The following is a 22313-nucleotide window of genomic DNA, read 5'->3' on the forward strand; positions in this document are numbered from 1 at the left end:
ACCGCGGCAAGGGTGAGGCCCGTCTCAATCACCAGGTCAGCGATCCGATGAGGCAGGTGACAGCCGCCTTTGACTACGTAAAGAAACGAACCAGAAGGGCACCATGTGATCGATCCCGTCATCCTTTTCTTTCTGCTCGGAGCCATCGCCGGCCTGTTGCGTTCAGAATTGCGTCTACCGGCTGCGATCTACGAGTTCGTCAGCATCGTGCTGCTGCTCGCCATCGGCCTCAAGGGCGGCATCGAACTCGCCAAGCAGCCTTTCGGCAGCCTGCTGCCACAAATGCTGGCCGTGGTAGCCCTGGGCTTCTTCCTCGCCCTGGTCGCCTTCCCCGTGCTGCGCTATCTGGGCCGCTTCAAGCGAGCGGATGCGGCCTCTATCGCCGCCCACTACGGCTCGGTGAGCGTGGGCACCTACGCCGTGGCGGTCGCCTACCTCGGCAGCCGGCAGATCGCTTTCGAGGAGCACATGCCGCTGCTTCTGGTCATGCTGGAGGTACCGGCCATTCTTGTTGGAATTGTTCTCGCGCGAGGCCTCTCGCGCGAGACGCGCTGGGGGTCGATCGCCCATGAGGTGTTCCTGGGGAAAAGCATCGTGCTGCTACTGGGCGGGCTCCTCATCGGCTGGGCATCGGGGCCGGAGGGGTTGTCGTCGATCGAGCCCTTGTTCTTCGATCTCTTCAAGGGCATCCTCGCCATCTTTCTGCTGGAGATGGGGTTGCTCACGGCAACACAAGTGGGAACCCTGCGCCGGTATGGACCATTTCTGGTGGCCTTTGGAATTGGGATGCCACTCTTTTCGGCGCTGGTGGGGACCGGGCTGGGGTGGGCGCTGGGCCTTTCTATCGGCGGAACAGTGATACTTGCGACCCTGGCAGCGAGTGCTTCCTACATCGCGGTGCCGGCCGCCATGCGGATTTCGGTGCCCGAGGCCAACCCCACCTTGTCGCTGGCCGCAGCATTAGGGATCACCTTCCCCTTCAATGTTTTAGTCGGCATCCCGATCTATCATGCACTCGCCGTGTGGGCGCACGCATTCGCGAAAGGATGAAACCGATGCAAAACCGTACGCGCAAGCTGTTGACCATTGTCACTGAAGCAGCACTCGAGGGCACCCTCGTCCGGGATCTCGATCAGTTGACTGCCCACGGATACACCATCACCGACGCCCGCGGCGGAGGGACCCACGGCGTCCGCGACGCCGGCTGGGATGCGAGCAGCAACATCCGCATCGAGGTCGTGTGCGACACAGAAACGGCTGAAGCGATTGCCGCATACGTTCAGGAGCACTACTTCGACAACTACGCCATGATCCTGTTCGTCAGCGACGTCGACGTACTCAGGCCGGAAAAGTTCTAAGAATAACTCGCACCGCCGGCCGGCCCCGTGACGCCCGCGATCACGAAGATCAGCACGAACCCCGCGCCTTGGTCAGCTGGAACCGAATGAACTTCAGGATGTCGGCATAGATGCCGCGACCTTCCCGGTCTGGAAGGACGGTCACACGTGAGCGGACCGTTCAACTTCGCGTACGCGAGTTCGCGGCTGCCGATCAACTCACCCTGGAGCTCTGCCATGAGGAAGGCGCTCCATCCCAGGACGACATCTGAGCACGATGGCCAAGTCCACCGTTGCCTCGCTCCGCGACCCTCCGAACGTCGCTGAACAGCCTCCAAGATTGGGCCAGCACAGTCCCCGCCATGCCCTGGGAAATGGTCGCGGTCACCACCGCGATCTACACCGCGGCCCGCAGAGGCAAAGCTGCCGGGCTCACCAACGACGTCCGCCAGGTCACCGGCCGCGAGCCGACATCCTTCGAGAAGTTCACGGTACGCCATGCCAATCTCTGGCGGCCCTGAGGCAACTGCGCTGCACGACCTCACCGGCGAACACCGGCACGGTGGACATCGAGCCATCGCCCGGCGCGCGCTGTCATCCAGCAGCCAGGACCGCGCGCACTTGCTTCGCATTGACCCAGAGGTCGTGGTCACTTCGCCGCCAGAACGACGTCCACGCAGGGCTCAATTCGTGCCCGAATATCCCGGCGCATCCAGATTCGTGTAGGACAGCGCGCTCAGCTCGCTGCCGAGCAGCTGGACGCCGCGCCCGCCCTAGCGCGCGCCGACTGCTTACAGATGCGGACAATCAGCGGTCGGGGAACGTCAAAGCGGTTCCCGGATCTCTCCGGAAACCGCTTCTGACCTGCAGTTTTACTTTGTAGCGGGGGCAGGATTTGAACCTGCGACCTCTGGGTTATGAGCCCAGCGAGCTACCGAACTGCTCCACCCCGCGTCGGTGAACACAACGTTACGGCATGGGCTGAGACGGCTCCAAATCGGGTCAGCTGCGCAGGAGCTGGGCCAGGACACGGCGGCGCAGGCGGCGCCACTCGATGGTGGAGACCACCAGGACGGCGAGCACGAGAGCGACGGGCGCGAGCGTGATCCACCACGGGACGACGATCTCGGGCGGTCCGGTCTGGCCGGTGATCCGCTCGAGCGACAGGGAGCCGAACATCGCGTGGGCGCTGCCGATGCCCAAGGCCAGACCGGCAAGCGCGGCGACGACGACCGGGGTCAGCAGCTCACCGACCAGGATCCGGCGCAGGTCACGGTCGCGGAGACCGAGCGCACGCAGCCGTTCCAACGACTCCGCACGCCCTGGCGCCTCCGTGGCCGCCGCGAGGACCACCGCAAGGACGGCGAAGAGCAGCAGCATCAGCGATGCCGCCACGGCCAGCCGGACCAGGCCCGAGGGCAGCGGTGCGTCGCGCCGCGCGTCCAGCTCGTCGTCGTACCGGGTCACGGATCCGGTCCCGCCCGAGGCCGCCTCGACCGCGCTCGCGGCGCCCGGTCCGACCGCCCACACGGTGTCGGGCTGCGCGAGGGCCCCGGAGGCCGCGAAGGCGAGGGTGTCCACGACGACCACGGGATCCGCCGACAGACCCACGGACGGGGCGGTGCCGACCACGTCGAGGGGCACGCGCACGTCGTCCCAGGCCAGTACCAGACCGTCCCGCAGCCCGGCATCTCCCCCGAGCAGCAGGGCCGGCACCCGCTCGCCCCCGTCTGCACCCAGAAGTGCGAGCTGGGGCGCGTCGGGCAGCGCACTCTCGTCGAGCAGGCGCTGGTAGGCGTCAGCGTCGACCACGACCAGCCGGACCCGGTCGGCGCTGGAGCGCGACGCGGCCAGTACGCCGTCCGCGACCCGGGCGGACGCTGCCGCGCGCACTCCTGGCGCGTCGGCGACCCGCTGGGTGGTGCCCACGAGCGCGGGGTCGGGAGCGGTGGTGAGCCGCACGTCGCCACCCACGCTGAGCAGCGCTCCCGCTACCTGTCCCTCCCGCTCGGTCGCGGCCAGCGCCACACCGAACGTGAGCTGGGCGGTCGCCACCGACACCACGAGCAGCGGCAGGGCCCTCGCCGCGGTCTCCATGAGCCGCGCCGACACGAGGAACCGGATCCCACCGGCCGTGCGACGGGCGGCGCGCAGCGAGAGCAGCACGGCCGGTGGCAGCAGACGGAGCACGACCAGCGCGCCCGCGACCGCCCACCACGTGGCGGCGCTCGCGGCCGTCAGGTCGCCGCCGTCCTCGCCCCCGACGACGCCCCGCTGGCGCAGTGCCACGAACGCCAGCATGGCCACGGCCAGGACCCCCAGCTCGAGTGCGACCCTGCGCAAGCGGACGGCGCGAGCCGCCGTACGGCGGGCGGTGCGGTTGGCCGGCACCCGGCGGGCTCCGGCCGCGCGACCTGCCGTGACGGCGCCGAGCACCGGGGCGGCCAGGGCAGCCACGACGAGCACCGGGACCGGCCAGGACCAGCCCACGCTCCCGACCAGCAGCCGGACGACGGCCAGGCCGACCGCGGCTCCGGCCGCGGCGACGGCCACCGACTCGACGAGCAGCTCCGCCCCGATGCCGAGCAGCGACGCCCCGCGCTCCCGGGCCATGGTCACCGAGCCGGTACGACGACGCACCAGCAGCTGTGCCGCCAGCACGAGCACCATCAGGGCGCAGGCGAGCAGCCCCACGAGCAGCACCTGCGCCTGGCCGCGAGCGGCGGACACCCGCGTCCGCCCGTCGTCCAGCACCCGGTCGAGCAGGCTGTCCCAGGAGATGTCGCCCCGGGCCAGCCCGGCGGAGGTCTGCAGCGACACGACCTCCTGCTCCAGTGCCGAGGAGTGGCGCGACGTCATCAGCGGCGGCTGCGGCGTGAAGACGATGCGGCGGGTGAGGTCGTCGTCCGGTACGCCGAGGCGCAGGTCGGGCAGGGACTCGGCAGAGACCAGCGCCGCCGCCGAGGTGCGCAGGAGACCCTCGGTGACGCCCTGCGAAGGCGTGAGCAGCTCGGTCACGAGCTGCCAGGCGTCGTCGTTCGCGTCGTCCGCGGTGTAGACGCCGCTGATCCGGAGCAGCACTGCGCGGTGCTGCGCGTCCTCGGCCGGGACCCGGTCACCCGGCTTCAGTCCGAGCGCGTCGGCGGCGGCCTCCGACAGAGCGACCTGCACCGGCCAGGGACCCGCGTCGGACGGCAGCGTGAGCTCGGCGCCGTCGACACCCACGCTGGCCCTCGGAGGGCTCCCGGCCGTGTAGGTCACCTCGGGCGCACCGTCGGGAGCGTCGACGAAGGCCAGCCGCAGGTAGCGGCCCGCGCCGGCGTCGAGCAGGTGCAGGGCCGGAGTGGTGACGGTCGCGACCCCCGGGCGGAGTACGGCGGCCAGCCGCGGAGGCAGCCCGTCCTGGGCGTAGTCGGCGTCCTGGCGGATCTCCACGAGCGTGTTCGGGGCACGCGTCCTGGCACGCGGGTCGGAGAACCACTCCGGCATCGTCGCGATGACCGCACCCCGCAGACCGGCGTCGCGCACCGTCGTCTCGATCGCGCGGTCGGCGGTGCGCTCGGCGAGCGGTGCCGCTGCTGCGGTCATCGCGACCGTGACCGCCACGACCAGCCCCATGAGCAGCAGGAGGCCCAGGTCGCTGCGCAGGCGCCCGGTGATCGTCGCCCCGTGTATCCGGGTGCGGGGCATCAGTCGTCACCCGCCCGGAGATGAGCGGGATCCGACCGTCGGACGTGGAACGCCGTCACGATCGCGGTGATGGCCAGCGAGCCGAGCAGCAGCCCGCCGACCAGGAGGCCCTCGGCCGCCCACGGCCACGCGACGACGGCGTCCGGGACCGGCGCGGCTCCCAGGTCGGACCGGATCAGGAGTGGACCGAGCAACACTGCCGCCACCAGGCCCACCAGCGCACCCAGCAGCACCAGCGGGACGAGGAAGGCGCTGTGCTCGACGAAGAGCAGGCGTCGCGCGTCCCGCCGGCTGAGCCCCAGCGCCCGCAGTCGTGCCACCTCCGCCGACCGACGCTGGCGGTCGGCGCTCAGCACGAGCCCGACGCCGGCGAGGAGCAACAGCACGGCGGCGACCACGAGGGTCGACAGAGCGGAGGGCACCGTGACCCGCAACGGTCCCTGGGCCAGCTCCTCGGCCACGTCCTGGCGGGTCGTGACGTCACCGATCCCCAGCGCCCGCAACGCGTCGGCTGTCTGCGGAGTCGGGTCGGCGACCCACCAGGCGTCCACCACCGGCTCCAGCCGACCGCCGCCGATCAGCGCACGCGTGAGCGTGTCGGCGTCGGCGAGCACCGCCACCTGGCCGGGCGCCGAGGGCACGGTCGGCACGACCGCCGTCACCCGGAGCGCGAGGGCGGCGCTGCCGACGATCGCCGAGATCTCCTCCCCGACCTGGGCACCGACGACGTCGGCGAGCTCCTGGGAGACGACGACGGGCACCTCGGCCGGCGCCGCGAACGCGGTCGTCAGGATGACGGCACCGGTGTAGGCGAGGTAGGTGAGGTCGAGGCGCGCCGTCGTACGCACCTCGGTGCCGGCATCGGTCCGATCGAGCGAGACCCTCGCGCCGCGGACCGGGGTGTCGCGCCCCAGGGACCTGACCTCCCAGGACGAGCCGCTGTCCGCCTCCGCACCTGGGACCCGCAGGGTCACCGACACCTCGGGAGCCGACACGCCTGGGCCGACACCCGAGCCGCCGTCCAGGTCCAGGCGTACGCCGACCAGGCGCAGCCCCGACCCGAGCGGCTCCAGCAGCTCGACCGGGTGCGACCGCCCGTCCATGGGCAGCGGCTCCGCGGCCACGGCGCTGCGCAGCCCGGCCGCGTCCTGGACGACGACGGTGGGCTGCACCGTGAGGGCCACGCCGGCCGGAGCCTCGTCCTCGAGCACGCCCTGGAGCTCGAGCCCGGTGCCGGCATCGGGCAGCACGAGGCCGTCCACCGGTGAGCCCGGGTCCAGGTCGGCGGCGACCTCTGCCCAGGTGGTGCCGGGATCGAGGCGCCCGCGCAGCAGTGCTCCCGCGTGCCGGGTGTCGACCGCCACGAGCACCGGTCGCGCGCCCGCCTCTCCGACGTAGCGACCCAGCGCGAGCGGTCGGTCGATGACGGCCGAGACGACTGGCCCGTGCGAGATATCGCCGGTCGCGGCGAGGACCGCGGCGGCCTCACGCGGTCCGGCCGGGGCGGGGAGCGTGAGCGTCAGGTCGGTGCCGACGCGCAAGGCCGCCTGGTCGTCCTGCGAGCGCTCCCAGGTCGTCCTCAGGGCGAGCCCGAAGACCGACGCCGCGACCGCCGCGGCGACCAGGACCATCGCCGTACCGGCGTGCGAGCGCCGGGCTGCCTGCTGCGCCGCCAGGGGCAGGACCAACGCCCGCGACCGCGCGGCGACCCGGGCGGACGCGGCCAGGAGCAGCGGCACCAGGCGCACCGCCACCACGGTCACCGCCGCCAGGCAGAGCACCGGCGCCACCGTCAGCGTGACGTCGCCCGGGGTGGCGGTCGTCGCGGGCTGTGAGCGCAGCTGCCAGAAGGCGACCCCGGCGACACCCAGCAGCGCCAGGTCGAGGCCGGAGCGGGCGATCGCCCGGCGCCGACCGACCGGGGTGCGCATCGTCCCGGTGTCCAGGGCGGTGACCACGAGGGCCAGGGCGAGCAGCACGGCTCCTGCCAGGACGGGGACTACCAGTCCCCAGGTGACGGAGGGCGACTGAGTGAGCCCGGCCGCCTCGAGGTCCGGAAGGTGGGTCAGGCGGGAGTGGACCACCGCCGCGGTCGGCACGGCCAGCAGTGCGGCGGTGACGGCGAGGAGCAACGACTCGAGGAGCGCGACCCCGACCTGCTGGCGGCGGCTGAGGCCCAACGACACCAGCAACGCCCGCTCGTCGTCACGGACGCCGGCGACCAGCCACCCGGCCAGCAGCGCGGCCGCGAGGGAGAGCGCCGTACCCAGCAGGAGGACCACGAGCACGGCCGCTCGGGTGCTGGCCTGCTGTGCGTGGACCCGGTCGAGCGTCCGGGAGAGGTCCGAGGCCACCCGGGTGATCCGCGCCCGGTCGTCGACCCGCGCCGACAGCAGGCCGGAGGCGTGGTCCAGCGAGTCCACGGCGTCGCGAAGGGAGGAGTCCTCGGCCAGGGTGAGGGTGGGATGGGCGACGACGCGCAGCCCGGTGACCGACGACCCGGACGCCAGGAACGCCGCGTCACCGACCAGGAACGGGCCGTAGGCCGGTGCGGTCACCGTGCCGTCGCTGTACGCCGGGTCGAACCCGTCCCCGCCCAGCGGGTCGGTCTCCCACCCGGCGCGATCGTGTGGGCGGTAGGTGCCGACGACCACGACGACCACCCGGTTGTCGACCCCGTCGAGGCCGATCTCCGTCCCGAACGTGACCCGGGTCCCCAGGCTCAGGTCAAGCAGGCGCGCTGCAGTGTCCGGCACCAGGGCCTCGCCAGCCCCCGCGGCAGCGTCGTCGGGCCACCGTCCCGAGGTCAGGTCCGCACGCTGCGCCAGGTCGTCGCCGGTCTCCAGGTAGGCCAGGCGGTCGCTGTCCCCGAGCCGTCGCATCCGGGCCGTCGCGGTGCTGGTGACGGTGGGCTGCATAGGGGCGAGGACGTCCCGGACCACGCTCCGCGCCTGCTCGCGCGCGTCCACCGCGTCAGAGCCGGCGACCCCGACGACGTACGCCGTGACGTCGACGTCCTCCGGCTGCGACCGCTCGATCTCAGCGTGGAAGGCACGGTCGGCGGTGACGCCGAGCAGCAGCGAGCAGATGCCCACGAGACTGGCGGCGACCGCGATCAGCACCACGACGGCCGTCAACAGGCGCCGCTGCACGAGAGCGCGCCGGACGACCAAGGTCAGCACGCGTGCGCCATCTCAGCCGTCGACTCGTCCGTCAGCGATCCTCAGCACCCGGTCGGCGAGGGACATTGTCACGGTGTCGTGCGTCGCCACCACCGCGGTGACGCCCTCGGACTCGACGACCGCGCGCAGCAACGCCATCACCGCGAGCCCGGTCTCGGCGTCGAGCTGTCCCGTCGGCTCGTCGGCCAGCAGCAGCCGGGGCGAGCCGGCCAGCGCCCGCGCGATGCCGACCCGCTGCTGCTGGCCTCCCGAGAGCTCCGCGGGGCGTTGCAGCGCGTGATCGCGCAGCCCCACCAGATCGAGCAGCAGGGCGACCCGGCTCTCGCGTTCGTGCGTCGGCGTACGACGTAGGCGCAGGGGCACCCCGATGTTCTCCGCGGCGGTGAGCGCCGGGATCAGCCCGAAGGTCTGGAAGACGTAGGAGATCGTGTCCCGCCGCAGCCGGCTGAGTCCCTGCTCGTCCAGGGCGGTGACCTCGGTGCCGGCCACCCGCACCGTCCCCGCGTCCGGACGGTCCAGCCCGCCCAGGAGGTTGAGCAGGGTCGTCTTGCCGGAGCCCGAGCGGCCCACCACCGCGACCAGCTCGCCGGGCGCGATGTCGAAGGAGACCTCGCTCAGCGCGTGCACGGTGGTCGGGGCCGAGCCGTAGGTGCGCGTGAGGCCCCGGACAGCCACCATCGGCTCGGCGACGGCGCTCACCGTGTCTCGCCGCGGTCCGACCGGATCTCGACGTGGTCCTCGGTCAGCGCGAGGCGTACCCGACGGGTGAGGGCCAGCGCCTCGCGGAACTCGCGAGGCACCTGGACCCGGCCGGCGCGGTCCATCACGGCGTACTCCTCCGACCCTCCCGGAGCGTCCGCCGTCTCCCCGTTGCGCAGGACCTCGCTGCTCGTCCGCCCGTCCCGGATCGACACGGTGCGCGCGACCTGCCCGCTCACCGCACTGTCGTGCGTGACGACGACGACGGTCGCGTCCAGCTCGCGGTTGGCGGTGCGCAGCGCGGCGAACACCTCCAGGGCGGTCTCGCTGTCGAGCTCACCGGTCGGCTCGTCGGCCAGGACCACGCTGGGTCGGTTGGCGAGCGCGACGGCGATGGCCACCCGCTGCTGCTCGCCGCCGGACATCTGGTCCGGCCGACGGTCGGCGCAGTGCGTCACCCCCAGGGTCTCGAGCAGGCCGTCAGCGCGGGACCGGCGCTCCTTGCGGGACACCCCGGCGATGGCCATCGGCAGGTCCACCACCTGACGTGCGGTCAGGTAGGGCACCAGGTTGCGCGTGGACTGCTGGCGCACGAACCCCACGACGTGCCGCCGGTAGCGCACGCGCTCGGTGCGCGACATGTCCACCAGGTCGTGGCCCGCGACCTGGGCGCGCCCGGCCGTCGGCGCGTCGACTCCCGCGAGCACCTGCAGCAGCGTGGACTTGCCCGACCCCGAAGCACCGACGATCGCGATCATCTCGCCCTGGTGCACCAGCAGGTCGAGCCCCTGCAGGGCCTGTACCTCGACGCTCTCGGTCTGGTAGATCCGCACCAGGTTGTCGCACACCACGAGGGCGTCGTGGCCGAACTCGGGCTCGCGTCGGGGCGCGGCGGGCAGCCTCAGCTCTGGTCCCGCCACCCGCGCCCCTCCGCTCTACGCCGTGTGCGCGATCGTAGCCCTCGTCAGCTCACCCTGCGTTGTCTTCTCCCGTGCCACCGTTGCCGGCGCCAGTGGGCCGGGTGTTGGCGAGCCGGACCGCCTCGGCCACGGCTGTGGCTGCCTTCTCGTTCTCCTCCTGGTACGTCGCGAGGTCACCCGCGGCGAGTGCGGCCTGGGCCGCGTCGAAGGCGTCCTGCGCGAGGGCCAGCTGCTGCGCGATCTTCTGGTTGAGCGTCAGTGCCGGCTGGTCCGGCCCACCCGGGTCACCGGGCTCGACCGGCGGCGGCTCGACCGGTGCGTTGGGGTCGACACCGAGGGCATCGGCCAGCGCCTCGAGCATGGTGACACCGATGCCTACGTTTTCGCCGTAGGAGACCAGGACGTACTGCAGGATCGGGTACGCCGCACTGGAGCCGGCGCGCACGGCGTAGACGGGCTCGACGTAAATGAGCCCGTCGGCCACCGGCAGCGTGAGGATGTTGCCGAACAACGGCGGCGACTGCCCGGTCTCGAAGTCGCGCAGCAGATCGCGCACCCCCGGGTCGGAGCTGAAGTCGTTGGCGATGTTGCCCGGCCCCTTGGTCGTGGTGTCGGAGACCTCGCGCACGGAGATCTTCCCGTAGTCGTCCGAGGACGCGTCACTGTTGACCGAGACGAACGATGCCAGGTTGTCCTTGCCGTAGGGCACGAAGGTCGAGGTCAGTGACCAGGTCTCTTGGGGCGTCGCACCCTCGTCCCCGGCGGTCTCGTCGACGAAGAGACGGTACGGCGGCTGCAGGTTGCTGCCACGGCTGTTGGGGTCCTCCGGGACCTCCCAGCGGTCGCTGCCCTGGTACCACGCGGCCGCATCGGTGATGTGGTAGCGGGCGTACTGGTAGCGCTGCACCTTGAACAGGTCCTCGGGGTAGCGCAGGTGCTGCTCCAGCTCGTCGGAGATCTCCGACTTCTCCACGACCGTGTCGGGGAACGCACTCATCCAGGCCTTCAGGATCGGGTCCTCCTCGTCCCACTCGTAGAGCGTGACGGTGCCGTCGTAGGCGTCGACGGTGGCCTTGACCGCGTTGCGCATGTAGTTGATCTCGTCGGTGGGCAGGGTGGCCAGGCCGCTGTCGTCCTGGAGGGAGTCGTCGGTCATCTCCTCGAACGACTCGCGCTCCGCACTCGCGTAGCGGTCGGTGGTGGTGTAGCCGTCGACGATCCACACGACCTTGTTGTCCACGATCGCGGGGTAGATGTCGTCGTCGATCGTGAGCCAGGGCGCGACCTTCTCCACCCGCTCACGCGGGGTCCGGTTGTAGAGCACCTGGCTGTTGTCGTGCACGCGACCGGAGAGTAGGAAGTTGGCCTCACCGAACTTCACGGCGTACATGAGCTGGTTCAACGTGGACCCGATGTCGACGCCGCCGGCACCGTCGTAGGTCGTGGTCTCGTCCTCGTCCTCGGTCCCGCTGGCCAGGCTCAGCTCGACGCTGCCGGAGTCGTCCTTCTCCTTGCCCACGACCGAGTAGTCGGGGCTGTCCTCACCGAAGTAGATCCGGCTCTCGTAGCCGCCGGTGAGCTCGCTCAGGTCGTCCTGACGACTGCCGTCGGGGTTGACCTGGTTGCCCTCGGCCCACTGGATCTCGGTGTCGAGGCTGTTGTTGTCGGCGCCGCGCTGGTTGGCGTAGGCGGCGATCACGCCGTTGCCGTGTGTGTAGACGGTGTGGAGGTTGGACCAGTTCTGGTCACCCTCGTTGATGCCCGCCTGGTCGAGCTCGCGCACGCCCAGCACCAGCGCGCGGTCGACGCCGTTCATCTCGTAGCGGTCGACGTCCAGGACGTCGGCGACGGAGTAGTAGTTGCGTCCCTGCTGGTTCTGCTCGAACGTCTCGCGCACGAGCGCCGGGTCCACCAGTGGGATGGAGGAGGTCTCGCCGGTCAGGGCCGACAGCCTGCTGGCCACAGCAGTCGCGTTGCTGGTGTACGGCTCGCTGTCGACGTCGGTGAGGTCGTACGCCGCGCGCGTGGCCTCGATGTTGGCCGCGATGTACTGCTCCTCCTTGTCCGCCTCGGAGGGCTTCACCTGGAACTGCTGGACGATGCCGGGCCAGATCATGCCGAGCAGCACGGCAGACAGGGCGAGGAGCGCGAGGCCCACCGACGGCAGCATCCAGGTGCGGCGCCAGACGTTGAGGAAGAAGAGCACGGCGCAGATCAGCGCGATGCCCATCAGGATGTTCTTGGCGGGGAGCACGGCGTGGTCGTCGGTGTAGGTCAGCCCGGTGATCAGCCGCCCCGACTGGTTGACCAGGTCGAACCGGTCGAGGTAGTAGTCGCCCGCCTTGAGCAGCACGAACAGGCCCAGCAGCACCGAGAGCTGCACCTGCGCGGCGCCGGACAGCCGGTCGCGGGTGGCCTGCAGGCGCACGCCGCCGTAGAGGTAGTGGGTGACCGCCGCGGCGAGCAGGGCGATCACGATCGCGACCATCAGGAAGTCGACGACGAAGTGGAACCAGGGCAGGTCGAAGACGTAGAACCCGATGTCACGGTTGAAGTAGGCGTCCTCGGTGCCGAACTCCTGGGAGTTGCGCCACAGCAGGAACGTGCGCCACTCCCCCGCGCCCGAGGTGCCGGCGAAGAGGCCCAGCAGCAGCGCGACCCCGATCACGATCCAGGTCCGGATCGGCGTGACGGCGTCGCGGTAGCGATCGAGCCCGCCCTGCTCCGGCGACGAGGGCCGGAACAGCGGCCGGAACCGGTAGGCCAGCACGACGTTGACCGCGACGATCACGGCCATCGTGGCGCCGAACGCCAGGAACAGACCGGTGCGGGTCCAGAAGAGCGTGCTGAAGACGCTGCCGTAGCCGGCCGAGCTGTACCAGAGGCGGTCGGTGTAGATCGCCGCGAACGTCGTCAGGCCGAAGAACGCCACGATCAGCACGACCGCCGTGATCACCAGCGCCCGGGAGCGCCGCGAGGTCGCGGGCGGCGCCGGGTCGCGCGGGTCGTTGTCGAAAAGCTCGCTCACGGGTTCTCCTGTGGTTGTGGTGCAGGTTCGTCGACCAGTGTCGCGCTGAGCAGCGCGAGCAGGCCGGGGACGAGGTCGATGCCGCCGACGACCGACTGGTCGTCGTCGTGGGCGCGCAGTCGGAGGGCGCAGTACGTCGATCCGTGGCGGGTCGCGCCGGCCACGATCCGGACCTCCTGGCGGTCCGGATGCTCGCGAGCGAACTCCAGGGCCTCGTCGGCGTCGTCGGGGATGGCGTCGTCGACGTCGGGCGGCAGCACCAAGCGCTCGACCACGGCCGCGCACCCGAGCACGTTGGGCGGCCAGGTGATCGACTCGAGCGCGTGCTCGAGCTCGACCTCGGGGCTGAGCTGGTCCTGCTCGATCGCGGTCAGCGAGCCCAGCTCGGACGTGTCGTCCAGGCCCATGGACGCCGCGAGGGCGGGCTCGTGGGCCACCAGCTGGGCGGTGTCGACCAGGGCGTAGAGCCGGGCCGGCTGGTCCCAGCCGGCCGCGGAGATGTGCTCCTCGATCTCGAGCACGGCCGAGGCCAGCGCCGGGTCGGCGTCCAGCGGGTCGGCCGGGGGGTTGTCGAGCGTCATGCGGCGTCCTCGCAGGAAGGAAGGTCGGCGCCGGGGTCGGCGGCCCAGTCCTGGATCGCCCCCAGGGCGGCGTGCATGGTCGTGGCCTTCACCAGGCGCATGCCGCCGTTGTCGGCACCCAGCGCCTCGCCGCAGTTGTCGGGCGGCACCAGGAACAGCTTGGCGCCGTCGTCGCGGGCGCCGGCGATCTTCTGCTGGATGCCACCGATCGGCCCGACCTGGCCCGTGGCCGCGATCTCACCGGTGCCGGCGACGACGCCGCCGCCGGTGAGCGAGCCGGGGGTCAGGGTGTCGTAGATCGCGAGGGAGAACATCAGGCCCGCGCTGGGGCCGCCGATGTTGGGGTCGATGTTGACCCGCACGTCGAAGGGGAACAGGAACCCGTTGCCGGGCGTGATGCCGATGCGCTGCACGTTCTCGCCGGTCTCCTCGTCGAAGACCAGCTCAGGCGTGACCGACACGTCGCTGACCGTGCGGCCACGGCGTACCGACAGCGTGACGTCGTCTCCCTGCGGCGTCCCGGAGACCGCGTCGACGAGCTGCTGCGCGTCCTTGAGCGGCACTCCGTTGACCTTGAGCAGGACGTCGCGGGCGAGGAGCTTGCCCTCGGCCGGCATCCCGGCCTCGACGAAGCTGACCTCCACGGCCGGCTTGGTCTTGATGCCGAGCTCGCGCAGCGCGACCGCGATGGCGGCGTCCTGGGAGGTGACCATCGAGACCGCGCCCTCGCGGTCGTTGGACTCGGGGGTCTCGTCGTCGCTGTAGACCGCGTCGTAGGGGTAGACGGCGTCGTCAGAGCCCGCCCAGGTCGCCATCAGCTCGTAGAGGTTCTTGCAGCCGCCGGCGCACTCACCCTTGTCCTTGGGCAGCGAGACCAGCACGGTCGTCATCCGCAGCTCGCCGTCGTCGCGGTAGGTCTTGTGGCCGTCGACCTGGATGATCTCGGCGCCGTCGGACTCCGCCAGCACATCGACGGTGTAGCCCGGCGAGTAGGTGACGTAGTCGAGCGGCAGGAACGCCGCCACGACCAGCAGTCCGAGCACCAGCGGTGCCGCGATCATCGCGGCGATCAGGCGCTGGCTCATGGCGCCACCCTCTCACCCCGGCCAAGCGTGCCGGCTCGCGGTCCGGGACCCGAATCCCGCTCAGGAGACGCGGCGCTGGGGTGGTTCGTCGGCGGGCGGCGGGACGGACCGCAGCGGCGCCGCGCGCGAGGGTCGTACGGCGATGCCGGTGCTGCGGTCGCGCGCCGGGTTGCCGGCGGCGTACCGGGGCGCCTTGGACTGCCTCTCGAGCGCCTCACCGAGCCGGCGTACGGCGACCTCGCGGTCGACCTCGCCACGCCCCTCGCGGCCGAGCCAGCCCACCCACACCATCGCCACGACCGTGGCGGCGGCCGGGGGCACGAGCCAGAGCAGGATCTCCACCCCTCGAGAGTAGGACGCGGCGCGGCCGGGTCCGCTCAGGGCGCGCCGACCCACTCCTCGGTGCCGTCGCTGAAGACCTGGTGCTTCCAGATCGGCACCTCGGCCTTGAGGTTGTCGATCAGGGCGCGGGAGGCGTCGAAGGCCTGGCCCCGGTGCGCGGCGGAGGCGGCCACGACGACGGCGATGTCGCCGATCTCGAGGCGGCCGACCCGGTGCACCGCGGCGATCCCGTTGACCGGGAAGGAGTCGGCCACCTGGTCGCACACCTGTCGCAGCCGGTCGAGCGCGGTGGGGTGGGCGGAGTAGTCCAGGCCGGTGACGCCCTTGCCTGCGTCGTGGTCACGCACGCGCCCGATGAAGACAGTGACGCCGCCGTCGGTCGGGTCGTCGAGGACAGCGGTGACCTCCTCGACGCTCAGGGGCGTGTCACGGAGGTCGACGAGGCGGACGGCGGGATTGGCCACACGCCGACCTTACGGCTTGTCGAACCGCAGTACCGTGGCCCCATGAGCACAGGACCCGGCGACGGCCCGGACGAGGCGCCCGACGAGGGCCAGAACCCCTTCAAGGGCACGCCTTTCGAGCAGTTCTTCAGCGCCAGCGGCCTCGGCGGCGCACTGGGTGGCGGGATGGCCGGTATGCCCGACCTCGGCCAGATCATGGGCCAGATCCAGGCGATGATGCAGCCCTACGACGGCGCCCTCAACTGGTCCGTCGCCGAGGACGTCGCCCGCAAGACCGTCGCCCAGACGCCTGACCCGAGCCCCACCCAGAAGCAGAAGGACGCCGTCGCCGACGCCGTCCGGCTCGCCGACCACTGGCTCGACGGCGCCACCGAGATCCCGTCGGCCGTCCAGACGACCGCGGCCTGGAGCCGCGCCGAGTGGATCGTCTCGACCCTCGACGTGTGGAAGGGCCTGGTCGAGCCGGTCGCCGAGCAGTCGGTCAAGGGCGTCAGCCAGGCGCTGCCGCCCGAGGCCCAGGCAGCCGCCGGCCCGATCATCGGCATCCTGGGCAAGGCGATCGGCGCGATGCTCGCCAACCAGGTCGGCTCCGGCCTCGGCAGCCTGGCCGGCGAGGTCCTCACCGCCTCCGACATCGGCCTGCCGCTGTCGACCCCCGGTCTGGCCGCACTCGTCCCTGCCAACGTGGCCGCCTTCGCCGACGGCCTGGACGTCTCCGAGGACGACGTACTCCTCTACCTCGCGCTGCGTGAGGCCGCCCACCAGCGGCTGTTCGCCCACGCCCCCTGGCTTCGCGACCACCTCCTCGGTGCGGTCACCGACTACGCGCGCGGCCTCGAGATCAACGCCGAGGGTCTGCAGAGCCGGATCGAGGAGCAGATGCGCGGCATCGACCCGGCCAACCCCGAGTCCATGCAGCAGCTGCTGGAGGGCGGTCTCTTCGAGTTGCCCAAGTCGCCCGCCCAGCAGGCGGCGCTCGAGCGGCTCGAGATCGCGCTCGCCCTGGTCGAGGGCTGGGTCGACGAGGTCGTCAGCCAGGCCACCGCCGAGCGGATGCCCGCGGCGCTGCGTCTTCAGGAGGCCGTACGCCGCCGGCGTGCGGCCGGCGGTCCGGCCGAGGAGACCTTCGCGGCCCTGGTCGGCCTCGAGCTGCGCCCCCGCCGGCTGCGCGACGCCTCCACCCTGTGGGGCTCGCTGCGCCAGCGCCAGGGCATCGAGGCCCGCGACGGGGTCTGGCTCTCGCCGCACCTGCTGCCGACCTCGGCCGACCTCGACGACCCGCTCGGCTTCCGTGAGGACGCCGCCGCCCCCGAGTCGCTGACCGAGAACGACTTCGACGCCGAGCTGCGCAAGCTGCTCGACGGCGAGTGACGCTCTCCCCAGAAGTGCTCCACGCCGACGCGCGGGCCACGCTCGCGAGTTGGGCCGCGCCCACGCGTGAGCAGGCCGCGCTCCGGGAGCGCTACGTCGCCCACCTCGACGCGCACCCGGACGGGATGACGCGCGCCTGCGTGCCCGACCACCTCACAGCGAGCACGCTCGTGCTCAGCCACGACCACACCCGGGTGCTGCTCACGCTGCACGCGAAGGCGCGTCGCTGGTTCCAGTTCGGCGGCCACTGCGAGCCGGCCGACGCCACCCTGGCCGGCGCCGCCCTGCGGGAGGCCGGCGAGGAGTCCGGCCTCGTCGGTCTCGTCATCGACCCGGTGCCGGTGCAGCTGAGCGAGCACGCGGTGCCGTTCTGCGGACCGGGCGGCGACGTGCACCACCTCGACGTGAGGTTCCTGTCGGTCGCGGGGGCCGACGCCGTCCACGCGGTCAGCGAGGAGTCGCTCGACGTCGCCTGGTGGCCGGTCGAGACACTGCCCGACCCGGAGCCCGATCTGGTGGAGCTGGTCGCGCTGGCGCTCGGGCGGGTTCAGTCGACGTCGGAGCCCGGCGGCGGCTCGAGCCGGGCCGCGGCCGACCAGCCCTCGAGGTAGCCCTTCGCCTTGTCGGAGCGCGGGTAGCGGTCGACCCAGGCCCAGAACGCCGCGTCGTGCCCCGACTCGAGCAGGTGGGCGAGCTCGTGGACGAGCACGTAGTCGATCACCCAGCCGGGCATCGCCTGGAGGCGCGCGGAGAGCCGGATCGTGCGGTCACCCGGCGTGCACGAGCCCCAGCGGGTGTTCTGGTTCTCGACCCAGCGCACCGACTCGGGAGCGGCGAGCCCGCCGAGGTAGCGGTTGCTGAGGTCCCAGGCCCGCTCCATCAGGTCGTCGTCGCTCAGTCGCCGGCGGCGCTCGGACTTCTCGATGCGCTGCACCATGGTCCGGACCCACTCGGCCTCCTCGCGGCGGCTCAGCGAGGCCGGGATGAGCACCACGATCCGGTTGCCGTCGCGGTAGGCCGAGACCGTACGGCGGCGCCGCTTGGAGCGGCGTACCTCCACCTCGGCGTCGTCCATGGGGATGAATCTACTTGCGCGCCCACGCCAGGAGGCGCTCTCGAGGCCAGGTGTTGACGATCCGGTCGGCGTCGATGCCCGCCGCCTCGGCCCGCTCGCAGCCGAGCACCAGGAAGTCGAGCTGCCCCGGGGCGTGGGCGTCGGAGTCGATCGAGAACAGGCAGCCGGTGTCGCGGGCGAGCTCCAGCAGCTTGGTCGGAGGGTCCCGTCGCTCGGGTCGGGAGTTGATCTCGACCGCGACGTCGTGCTCCGCACAGGCCTCGAAGACCGCCTTGGCGTCGAACTGCGACTGCCCGCGGGTGCCACGCCCGCCGGTGACCAGTCGGCCCGTGCAGTGGCCCAGCACGTTGGTGTGCCGGTTGCGGACCGCGCCGACCATCCGACGGGTCATCGCCGCCGCGTCCATCTTGAGCTTGGAGTGCACGCTCGCGACGCGGACGTCGAGCCGGTCGAGGAGCTCGTCGGTCTGGTCGAGGGAGCCGTCGTCGAGGATGTCGACCTCGATCCCCTTGAGCAGCGTGAAGCCGCTGCCCGCGAGGTGCGCGTTGACCGCCTCGACCACCCCCAGCTGCCGGGTCAGCCGCTCGGCGCTGAGGCCGTGGGCGATGGTGAGCCGCGGCGAGTGGTCGGTGAGCACGAGGTAGTCGTGGCCGAGCTCGATCGCGGTGAACGCCATCTCCTCGATCGGGGAGCCGCCGTCGGACCAGTCGGAGTGGGAGTGCAGGTCGCCGCGCAGCAGCGCCCGCAGCCCGTCGCCTCCCCCGTCGGTCAGCGGCCCGGCGAGCTCGCTCTCGGCCTTCGCCAGCCGCTCGGGCACCTCGCCCCGCACGGCGGCGGCGATCACCCTGGCCGAGCTCGCGCCCACGCCCGGGAGCTCGGTGAGCGTGCCGTCGTCGACCCGGCGGGCCAGCTCGTCGTCAGGGATCGGCAGGATCGTCGCGGCGGCCCCACGGAAGGCCTTCACCTTGTAGGTGTCCTCGCGGGCGCGTTCCAGCAGGAACGCGATCCGGCGCAGAGCCGCGACCGGGCCGGCGGCGTACTGACTCATCCAGGTGCTCCTTCGCGGCGATTGCTTCGTGAAATCTGTCGAGAATCTTTCCTCCACACCCGGTGGAGGACCATTCTCCCAGGTCAGGGCCTCGCGGGCGCCCGCCTCGGGCGTGTCCTCCACAGGTCCCTCCCGGCAGATCGCCCGGTTTCCACCGGCGGAGGCAAGTTATCCACAGAGTTGTCCACAGGGTTATCCACAGCGTGACCCGCGGTCGCATTGACCCGGGGCACCCGGCTCCCTAGCGTTCGGGTCGGACGAGGCCCCCGGGGCGCCGACCGACACTCGCAAGGGGAAGGCAAGTGTCGGGACGCGAAGCGGGGGCCTCTACCTGTCTGAGCAGGTCTCAGTGGCCGGTGAAGACCGGCGGCCGCCGCTCCTGGCTCGCCCGGATGCCCTCCTGCAGGTCGGCGGTCGCGAGCGTCACCGGCTGGGCCAGGGCCTCCCACTGCAGGCACGACTCCACGTCGGCGTGGCCGCCGTCGGCCAGCGCCAGCTTGGTGAGCCGACTCGCGATCGGGGCGGTCGCGGCGATCCCCGCCGCCGTCGCCAGCACGTCGTCGAGGAAGGTCTCGCGCGCGTGCACGCCCGCCACCAGGCCCAGGCGCAGCGCCTCGTCGGCCTCCACCATCCGGCCGGTGAGCAGCAGGTCGCGCGCGACCGCCGGCCCGACGACGTTGGGCAGGAGGTACGTCGCGGCCATGCCCGGGTGCATCCCGAGCCTGACGAAGGGGACGTCGAGCTTGGCGCCGGACGCGGCGTAGCGCAGGTCGCAGGCCAGCGCGAGGCACAGGCCGGCGCCGACCGCAGCCCCGTTGACCGCGGCGATGGTCGGGACCTCGAGCCTCCGGATCGACAGCCAGGCGCGGTAGAACGCGATCATCCGGGTGCGCAGCAGGTCGACGGTCGCGTCGGGCTCGCTGGCGATCCAGCCGGTGTTGCCTCCCGAGCAGAACGCCGACCCCTCCCCCGTGACCACCACGACGCGGACGGTGCGGTCGGCGGCCAGCTCGTCGACCGCTGAGACCCACGACCGGGTCATCTCGTCGGACATGGCGTTGCGCAGGTCGGGGTTGTCGAGGACCAGCAGCGCGACGCCCTCGGAGGGGCGTTCGAGGCGCAGGTGAGTGAGCTCAGGCATGCCCGAACCCTACTGAGCCCGAAATCCACGATTTTCGGCGCGCCGGGAGCCTGTTACGCCTGCGAGCCCGCGTGCCGTAGGGTCGAATCGGTTCGGCGACACCCGTTGCCGGACTTCCGACGGGCTTCCCCGATCGATCCCCGTCGCGACGACCGAGTGAGTAACTAGGCAAGGAGGCCGTCATGGCGGAGACCTGGAGCGGCGAGTTCTACTGCGTGAAGTGCAAGGAGAAGCGCGAGGCCGAAGGCGAGGTGAGGGTGAACGACAAGGGCACCCGCATGGCCAAGGCCGTGTGCCCCGTCTGCAGCACCAACCTCAACCGCATTCTCGGCAAGGCGTGAGCATCGACTGACACGCCCCACACGCTTAGCGGCGGCATCACCCTCGGGTGGTGCCGCCGCTGGCGTTCTCGGGGTCCTGCGGGCCTGTGGATGAGCTCCGCACCAGTGCACCGCCCGGTGGCACGCTGAGGCCATGGCCGTGCGTCCCCCGATCCCTGGGCTCCCCGAGCGTCCGGCCCTGCGCCCCGGGCTCGCCGTGGCCCGCCACGACGCCACGCACCTCCAGGTCGGGCTCGACCCGCCGCACCGGGTCGTCGTACCCGATCTGCCGGAGGTACGCCGCCTCCTCGACGCCGTGGCCGCGGGCGAGCCGCTGCCCGAGCTCGACCCCACCACCTGGACCACGTTGCACGCGCTGAGCCGGGCCGACGCCCTCGTGGAGGCCGGCGGCTCCGGGCGAGCCTCGGAGGTGGCCCGGGCGCAGTTCGGCCCGGCCGCGGGCGCACGGCTGGCGGCCCGCGGTGCGGCTCAGGTCGGCGTGCTCGGCCCCCGCGAAGTCGTCGACAGCGCCGAGCGGCTCCTGCGCCAGTGCGGCGCGAGCGTGGCGGGGCCCGACGACCTCGCCGACGTGTGGCTGGTGGCCTCGTCCGGGGAGGTGCCGCGCGCCGCGCTCGACGACCTGGTCCGCGAGGGCACCCCGCACCTGCTGCTGCGCGGTGCGTTGGGCGCTCCCCTGCTCGGGCCGTTCGTGGTGCCGGGCCTGACCGCGTGCCTGCGCTGCGTCGACGCGCACCTCGCCGAGACCGACCCGCGTCGGGCCCTGGTGGTCGAGCAGGTCGCCACCCCGCCGGGCGCCGAGGGCCCGCCGAGCGACCCGACCCTGGTGGCCATCGCGGTGGGCTGGGCGGTACGCGACCTGCTGCGCTTCGTGGAGGGCGACCAGCCTTCGACCTGGTCGGCGACGCACCACATCGGCCCGACCGAGGCACCGGTCACCCGGCAGTGGTCACGGCACCCGCACTGCGGCTGCGCCTGGGACGTGATCGGCCGGTCCGCTCTGACCGGCTGAGGGCTGGCTACCACCACTCGCTGTCGAGTTTGCCCTCCATTGCGCGCAGGTGCTCGCGCGAGCAGGTGTCGCAGTAGACCCGGCGCCGCCCGCGCTCGGTGGCGGTTGTCCACGTCAGCGTCGCGGCCTCGTCGGGCTCCTCGCGACCGCAGAAGTCACACGTGGCCATGGGGCGAGGCTAGCCCTGGTCCGCGACCGGAGACCGGAGGAAATGGGAAGGAGCCGGGCACGACGAGGGTTCGTCGTACCCGGCTCCGGGTTCACCCGCGATCAGGGTGGAGGTGATCTGACCGATCACCCGGTCCTACAGAGCGCGAGCGAGGGCGAGGCGTGCCTGCTGCGCAGCCTGCTCAGCCTTGCGGCTGAGCCGGCGAGCACGGGCAATCCGGTTGCCCATGCGCAACTCTTGCGCCTCTCCCAGGCGCGCGGTCATATGCGCACGCGCCAGGTCTTGCTGCATCAGGTGGTTCATGTCGGTACTCCAGTTCAAGTTCAGGGTCATGGTGTGTGGTGGTGCTTTCCTAGGAGCTGCTCTGGTCGGGACAGGCAGCCGCTTACGCGGCGACCTCGTTCTTGCGGGGCCGGCCGCGCGGACGCTTGCGGGGGATCACGGTTCCTTGGAGGAACAGCTCACCGCCCCAGACGCCCCAGGGCTCACGCCGGTCGATGGCTCCGCTGAGGCAGAGGGTCTGGACAGGGCAGTCCTGACACAACGCCTTGGCGAACTCCACGTCGGACGGGGACTCGGCGAACCACAGCTCGGGATCGTTGACCCGGCAGGGCAGCCGCTCCTCTTCCACCTGACCGGCCTGGTCGTGGAGGAAGCCCAGGGTCATCTCCTGGGTCGCCTCCCACTCGCTCCCCGGAAGGAGAGCCCCAGCGGTGCGGTCGAGAACGCTGATGGTCATGGTTTTCACCTCCTGTCTGTGACCTGATCGCGGTGGGTGTAGCTGGTGTTGCGGGGATCAGAGGCCTTTGAGGAAAGACAAAGGCCGCGGAT

22 protein-coding genes and 1 tRNA gene are annotated in these 22313 nt (G+C 71.6%); 7 read left to right on the forward strand and 16 right to left on the reverse strand.

What is annotated here, in order from left to right:
- Positions 1–105 precede the first annotated feature (105 nt).
- From BLR90_RS17590 to BLR90_RS21140, 3 genes are all read left to right on the forward strand, one after another.
- The gene (locus tag BLR90_RS17590) at positions 106–1050 is read left to right on the forward strand and encodes a sodium-dependent bicarbonate transport family permease (protein ID WP_091026533.1); all 945 of its coding nucleotides are present in this window, start codon (positions 106–108) and stop codon (positions 1048–1050) included.
- 5 nt (positions 1051–1055) lie between these two features.
- Positions 1056–1358, forward strand: a complete 303-nt coding sequence (locus tag BLR90_RS17595) for a P-II family nitrogen regulator (protein ID WP_091026534.1) — start codon at positions 1056–1058, stop codon at positions 1356–1358.
- 341 nt (positions 1359–1699) lie between these two features.
- The gene (locus tag BLR90_RS21140; protein WP_170254362.1) at positions 1700–1858 is read left to right on the forward strand and encodes a hypothetical protein; all 159 of its coding nucleotides are present in this window, start codon (positions 1700–1702) and stop codon (positions 1856–1858) included.
- A gap of 359 nt (positions 1859–2217) precedes the next feature.
- On the opposite strand, the gene BLR90_RS17600 is transcribed toward BLR90_RS21140, so the two are convergent.
- The 10 genes from BLR90_RS17600 to BLR90_RS17645 form a co-directional block, all read right to left on the reverse strand.
- Positions 2218–2291, reverse strand: a tRNA-Met gene (locus BLR90_RS17600).
- A 48-nt stretch (positions 2292–2339) separates the two neighbouring features.
- Entirely contained in the window at positions 2340–5027 is a 2688-nt protein-coding gene (locus BLR90_RS17605) for an FtsX-like permease family protein (RefSeq protein WP_091026535.1), read from the reverse strand.
- Positions 5027–8209 carry an FtsX-like permease family protein gene (locus BLR90_RS17610; RefSeq protein WP_091026536.1) on the reverse strand — a complete coding sequence of 1061 codons (3183 nt, stop codon included), beginning with the start codon at positions 8207–8209 and terminating at the stop codon, positions 5027–5029. Before BLR90_RS17610 ends, BLR90_RS17605 begins: the two co-directional genes overlap by 1 nt.
- A 12-nt stretch (positions 8210–8221) precedes the next feature.
- A complete protein-coding gene (locus BLR90_RS17615; RefSeq protein ID WP_218029441.1) occupies positions 8222–8908 on the reverse strand; it encodes an ABC transporter ATP-binding protein in 687 nt (228 codons plus the stop codon).
- Positions 8905–9828: an ATP-binding cassette domain-containing protein gene (locus BLR90_RS17620; protein WP_091026537.1), complete on the reverse strand. Its 924-nt coding sequence runs from the start codon at positions 9826–9828 to the stop codon at positions 8905–8907. The genes BLR90_RS17615 and BLR90_RS17620 overlap by 4 nt, the downstream gene beginning before the upstream one ends.
- A 49-nt stretch (positions 9829–9877) precedes the next feature.
- Positions 9878–12856: a UPF0182 family membrane protein gene (locus BLR90_RS17625; RefSeq protein ID WP_091026538.1), complete on the reverse strand. Its 2979-nt coding sequence runs from the start codon at positions 12854–12856 to the stop codon at positions 9878–9880.
- Positions 12853–13437, reverse strand: a complete 585-nt coding sequence (locus tag BLR90_RS17630; protein WP_091026539.1) for a PPA1309 family protein — start codon at positions 13435–13437, stop codon at positions 12853–12855. Before BLR90_RS17630 ends, BLR90_RS17625 begins: the two co-directional genes overlap by 4 nt.
- Entirely contained in the window at positions 13434–14522 is a 1089-nt protein-coding gene (locus BLR90_RS17635) for a YlbL family protein (RefSeq protein ID WP_091026540.1), read from the reverse strand. The genes BLR90_RS17630 and BLR90_RS17635 overlap by 4 nt, the downstream gene beginning before the upstream one ends.
- Positions 14523–14582: 60 nt before the next feature.
- Positions 14583–14864, reverse strand: a complete 282-nt coding sequence (locus BLR90_RS17640) for a hypothetical protein (protein ID WP_170254363.1) — start codon at positions 14862–14864, stop codon at positions 14583–14585.
- A 35-nt stretch (positions 14865–14899) separates the two neighbouring features.
- The gene (locus BLR90_RS17645; RefSeq protein ID WP_091026541.1) at positions 14900–15328 is read right to left on the reverse strand and encodes a molybdenum cofactor biosynthesis protein MoaE; all 429 of its coding nucleotides are present in this window, start codon (positions 15326–15328) and stop codon (positions 14900–14902) included.
- Positions 15329–15370: 42 nt separating this feature from the next.
- On the opposite strand from BLR90_RS17645, the gene BLR90_RS17650 reads away from it, so the two are divergent.
- Both BLR90_RS17650 and BLR90_RS17655 read left to right on the forward strand, forming a co-directional pair.
- Positions 15371–16699 carry a zinc-dependent metalloprotease gene (locus BLR90_RS17650; RefSeq protein WP_091026542.1) on the forward strand — a complete coding sequence of 443 codons (1329 nt, stop codon included), beginning with the start codon at positions 15371–15373 and terminating at the stop codon, positions 16697–16699.
- A 14-nt stretch (positions 16700–16713) separates the two neighbouring features.
- On the forward strand, positions 16714–17310 hold the full coding sequence (locus BLR90_RS17655; RefSeq protein WP_245715376.1) for an NUDIX hydrolase: 597 nt from the start codon (positions 16714–16716) through the stop codon (positions 17308–17310).
- Here BLR90_RS17655 and BLR90_RS17660 read toward each other — a convergent pair.
- From BLR90_RS17660 to BLR90_RS17670, 3 genes are all read right to left on the reverse strand, one after another.
- Complete coding sequence (locus BLR90_RS17660; protein ID WP_091026544.1) at positions 17247–17774, reverse strand: M48 metallopeptidase family protein; 528 nt, start codon at positions 17772–17774, stop codon at positions 17247–17249. The two genes, BLR90_RS17655 and BLR90_RS17660, sit on opposite strands and share 64 nt — an antisense overlap.
- 10 nt (positions 17775–17784) lie before the next feature.
- On the reverse strand, positions 17785–18822 hold the full coding sequence (locus BLR90_RS17665) for a PHP domain-containing protein (protein WP_091026545.1): 1038 nt from the start codon (positions 18820–18822) through the stop codon (positions 17785–17787).
- Between the two features lie 346 nt (positions 18823–19168).
- Complete coding sequence (locus tag BLR90_RS17670; protein WP_091026546.1) at positions 19169–19963, reverse strand: enoyl-CoA hydratase/isomerase family protein; 795 nt, start codon at positions 19961–19963, stop codon at positions 19169–19171.
- 182 nt (positions 19964–20145) lie between these two features.
- Between BLR90_RS17670 and BLR90_RS21145 the strand changes: the two genes are divergently transcribed.
- Entirely contained in the window at positions 20146–20304 is a 159-nt protein-coding gene (locus tag BLR90_RS21145) for a DUF5679 domain-containing protein (RefSeq protein WP_091026547.1), read from the forward strand.
- A 133-nt stretch (positions 20305–20437) separates the two neighbouring features.
- On the forward strand, positions 20438–21313 hold the full coding sequence (locus tag BLR90_RS17680; RefSeq protein ID WP_091026548.1) for a hypothetical protein: 876 nt from the start codon (positions 20438–20440) through the stop codon (positions 21311–21313).
- Between the two features lie 7 nt (positions 21314–21320).
- Here the strand turns inward: BLR90_RS17680 and BLR90_RS21150 are convergent, their stop codons facing one another.
- The 3 genes from BLR90_RS21150 to BLR90_RS17690 form a co-directional block, all read right to left on the reverse strand.
- Positions 21321–21482, reverse strand: coding sequence for a hypothetical protein (locus BLR90_RS21150; RefSeq protein ID WP_170254364.1), 162 nt, complete (start codon positions 21480–21482; stop codon positions 21321–21323).
- Between the two features lie 135 nt (positions 21483–21617).
- Entirely contained in the window at positions 21618–21785 is a 168-nt protein-coding gene (locus tag BLR90_RS17685; RefSeq protein WP_245715377.1) for a hypothetical protein, read from the reverse strand.
- 82 nt (positions 21786–21867) lie between these two features.
- On the reverse strand, positions 21868–22221 hold the full coding sequence (locus BLR90_RS17690) for a WhiB family transcriptional regulator (RefSeq protein WP_091026550.1): 354 nt from the start codon (positions 22219–22221) through the stop codon (positions 21868–21870).
- Positions 22222–22313 lie beyond the last annotated feature (92 nt).

This window comes from Nocardioides szechwanensis, assembly GCF_900103935.1.
Taxonomy (GTDB): domain Bacteria; phylum Actinomycetota; class Actinomycetes; order Propionibacteriales; family Nocardioidaceae; genus Nocardioides; species Nocardioides szechwanensis.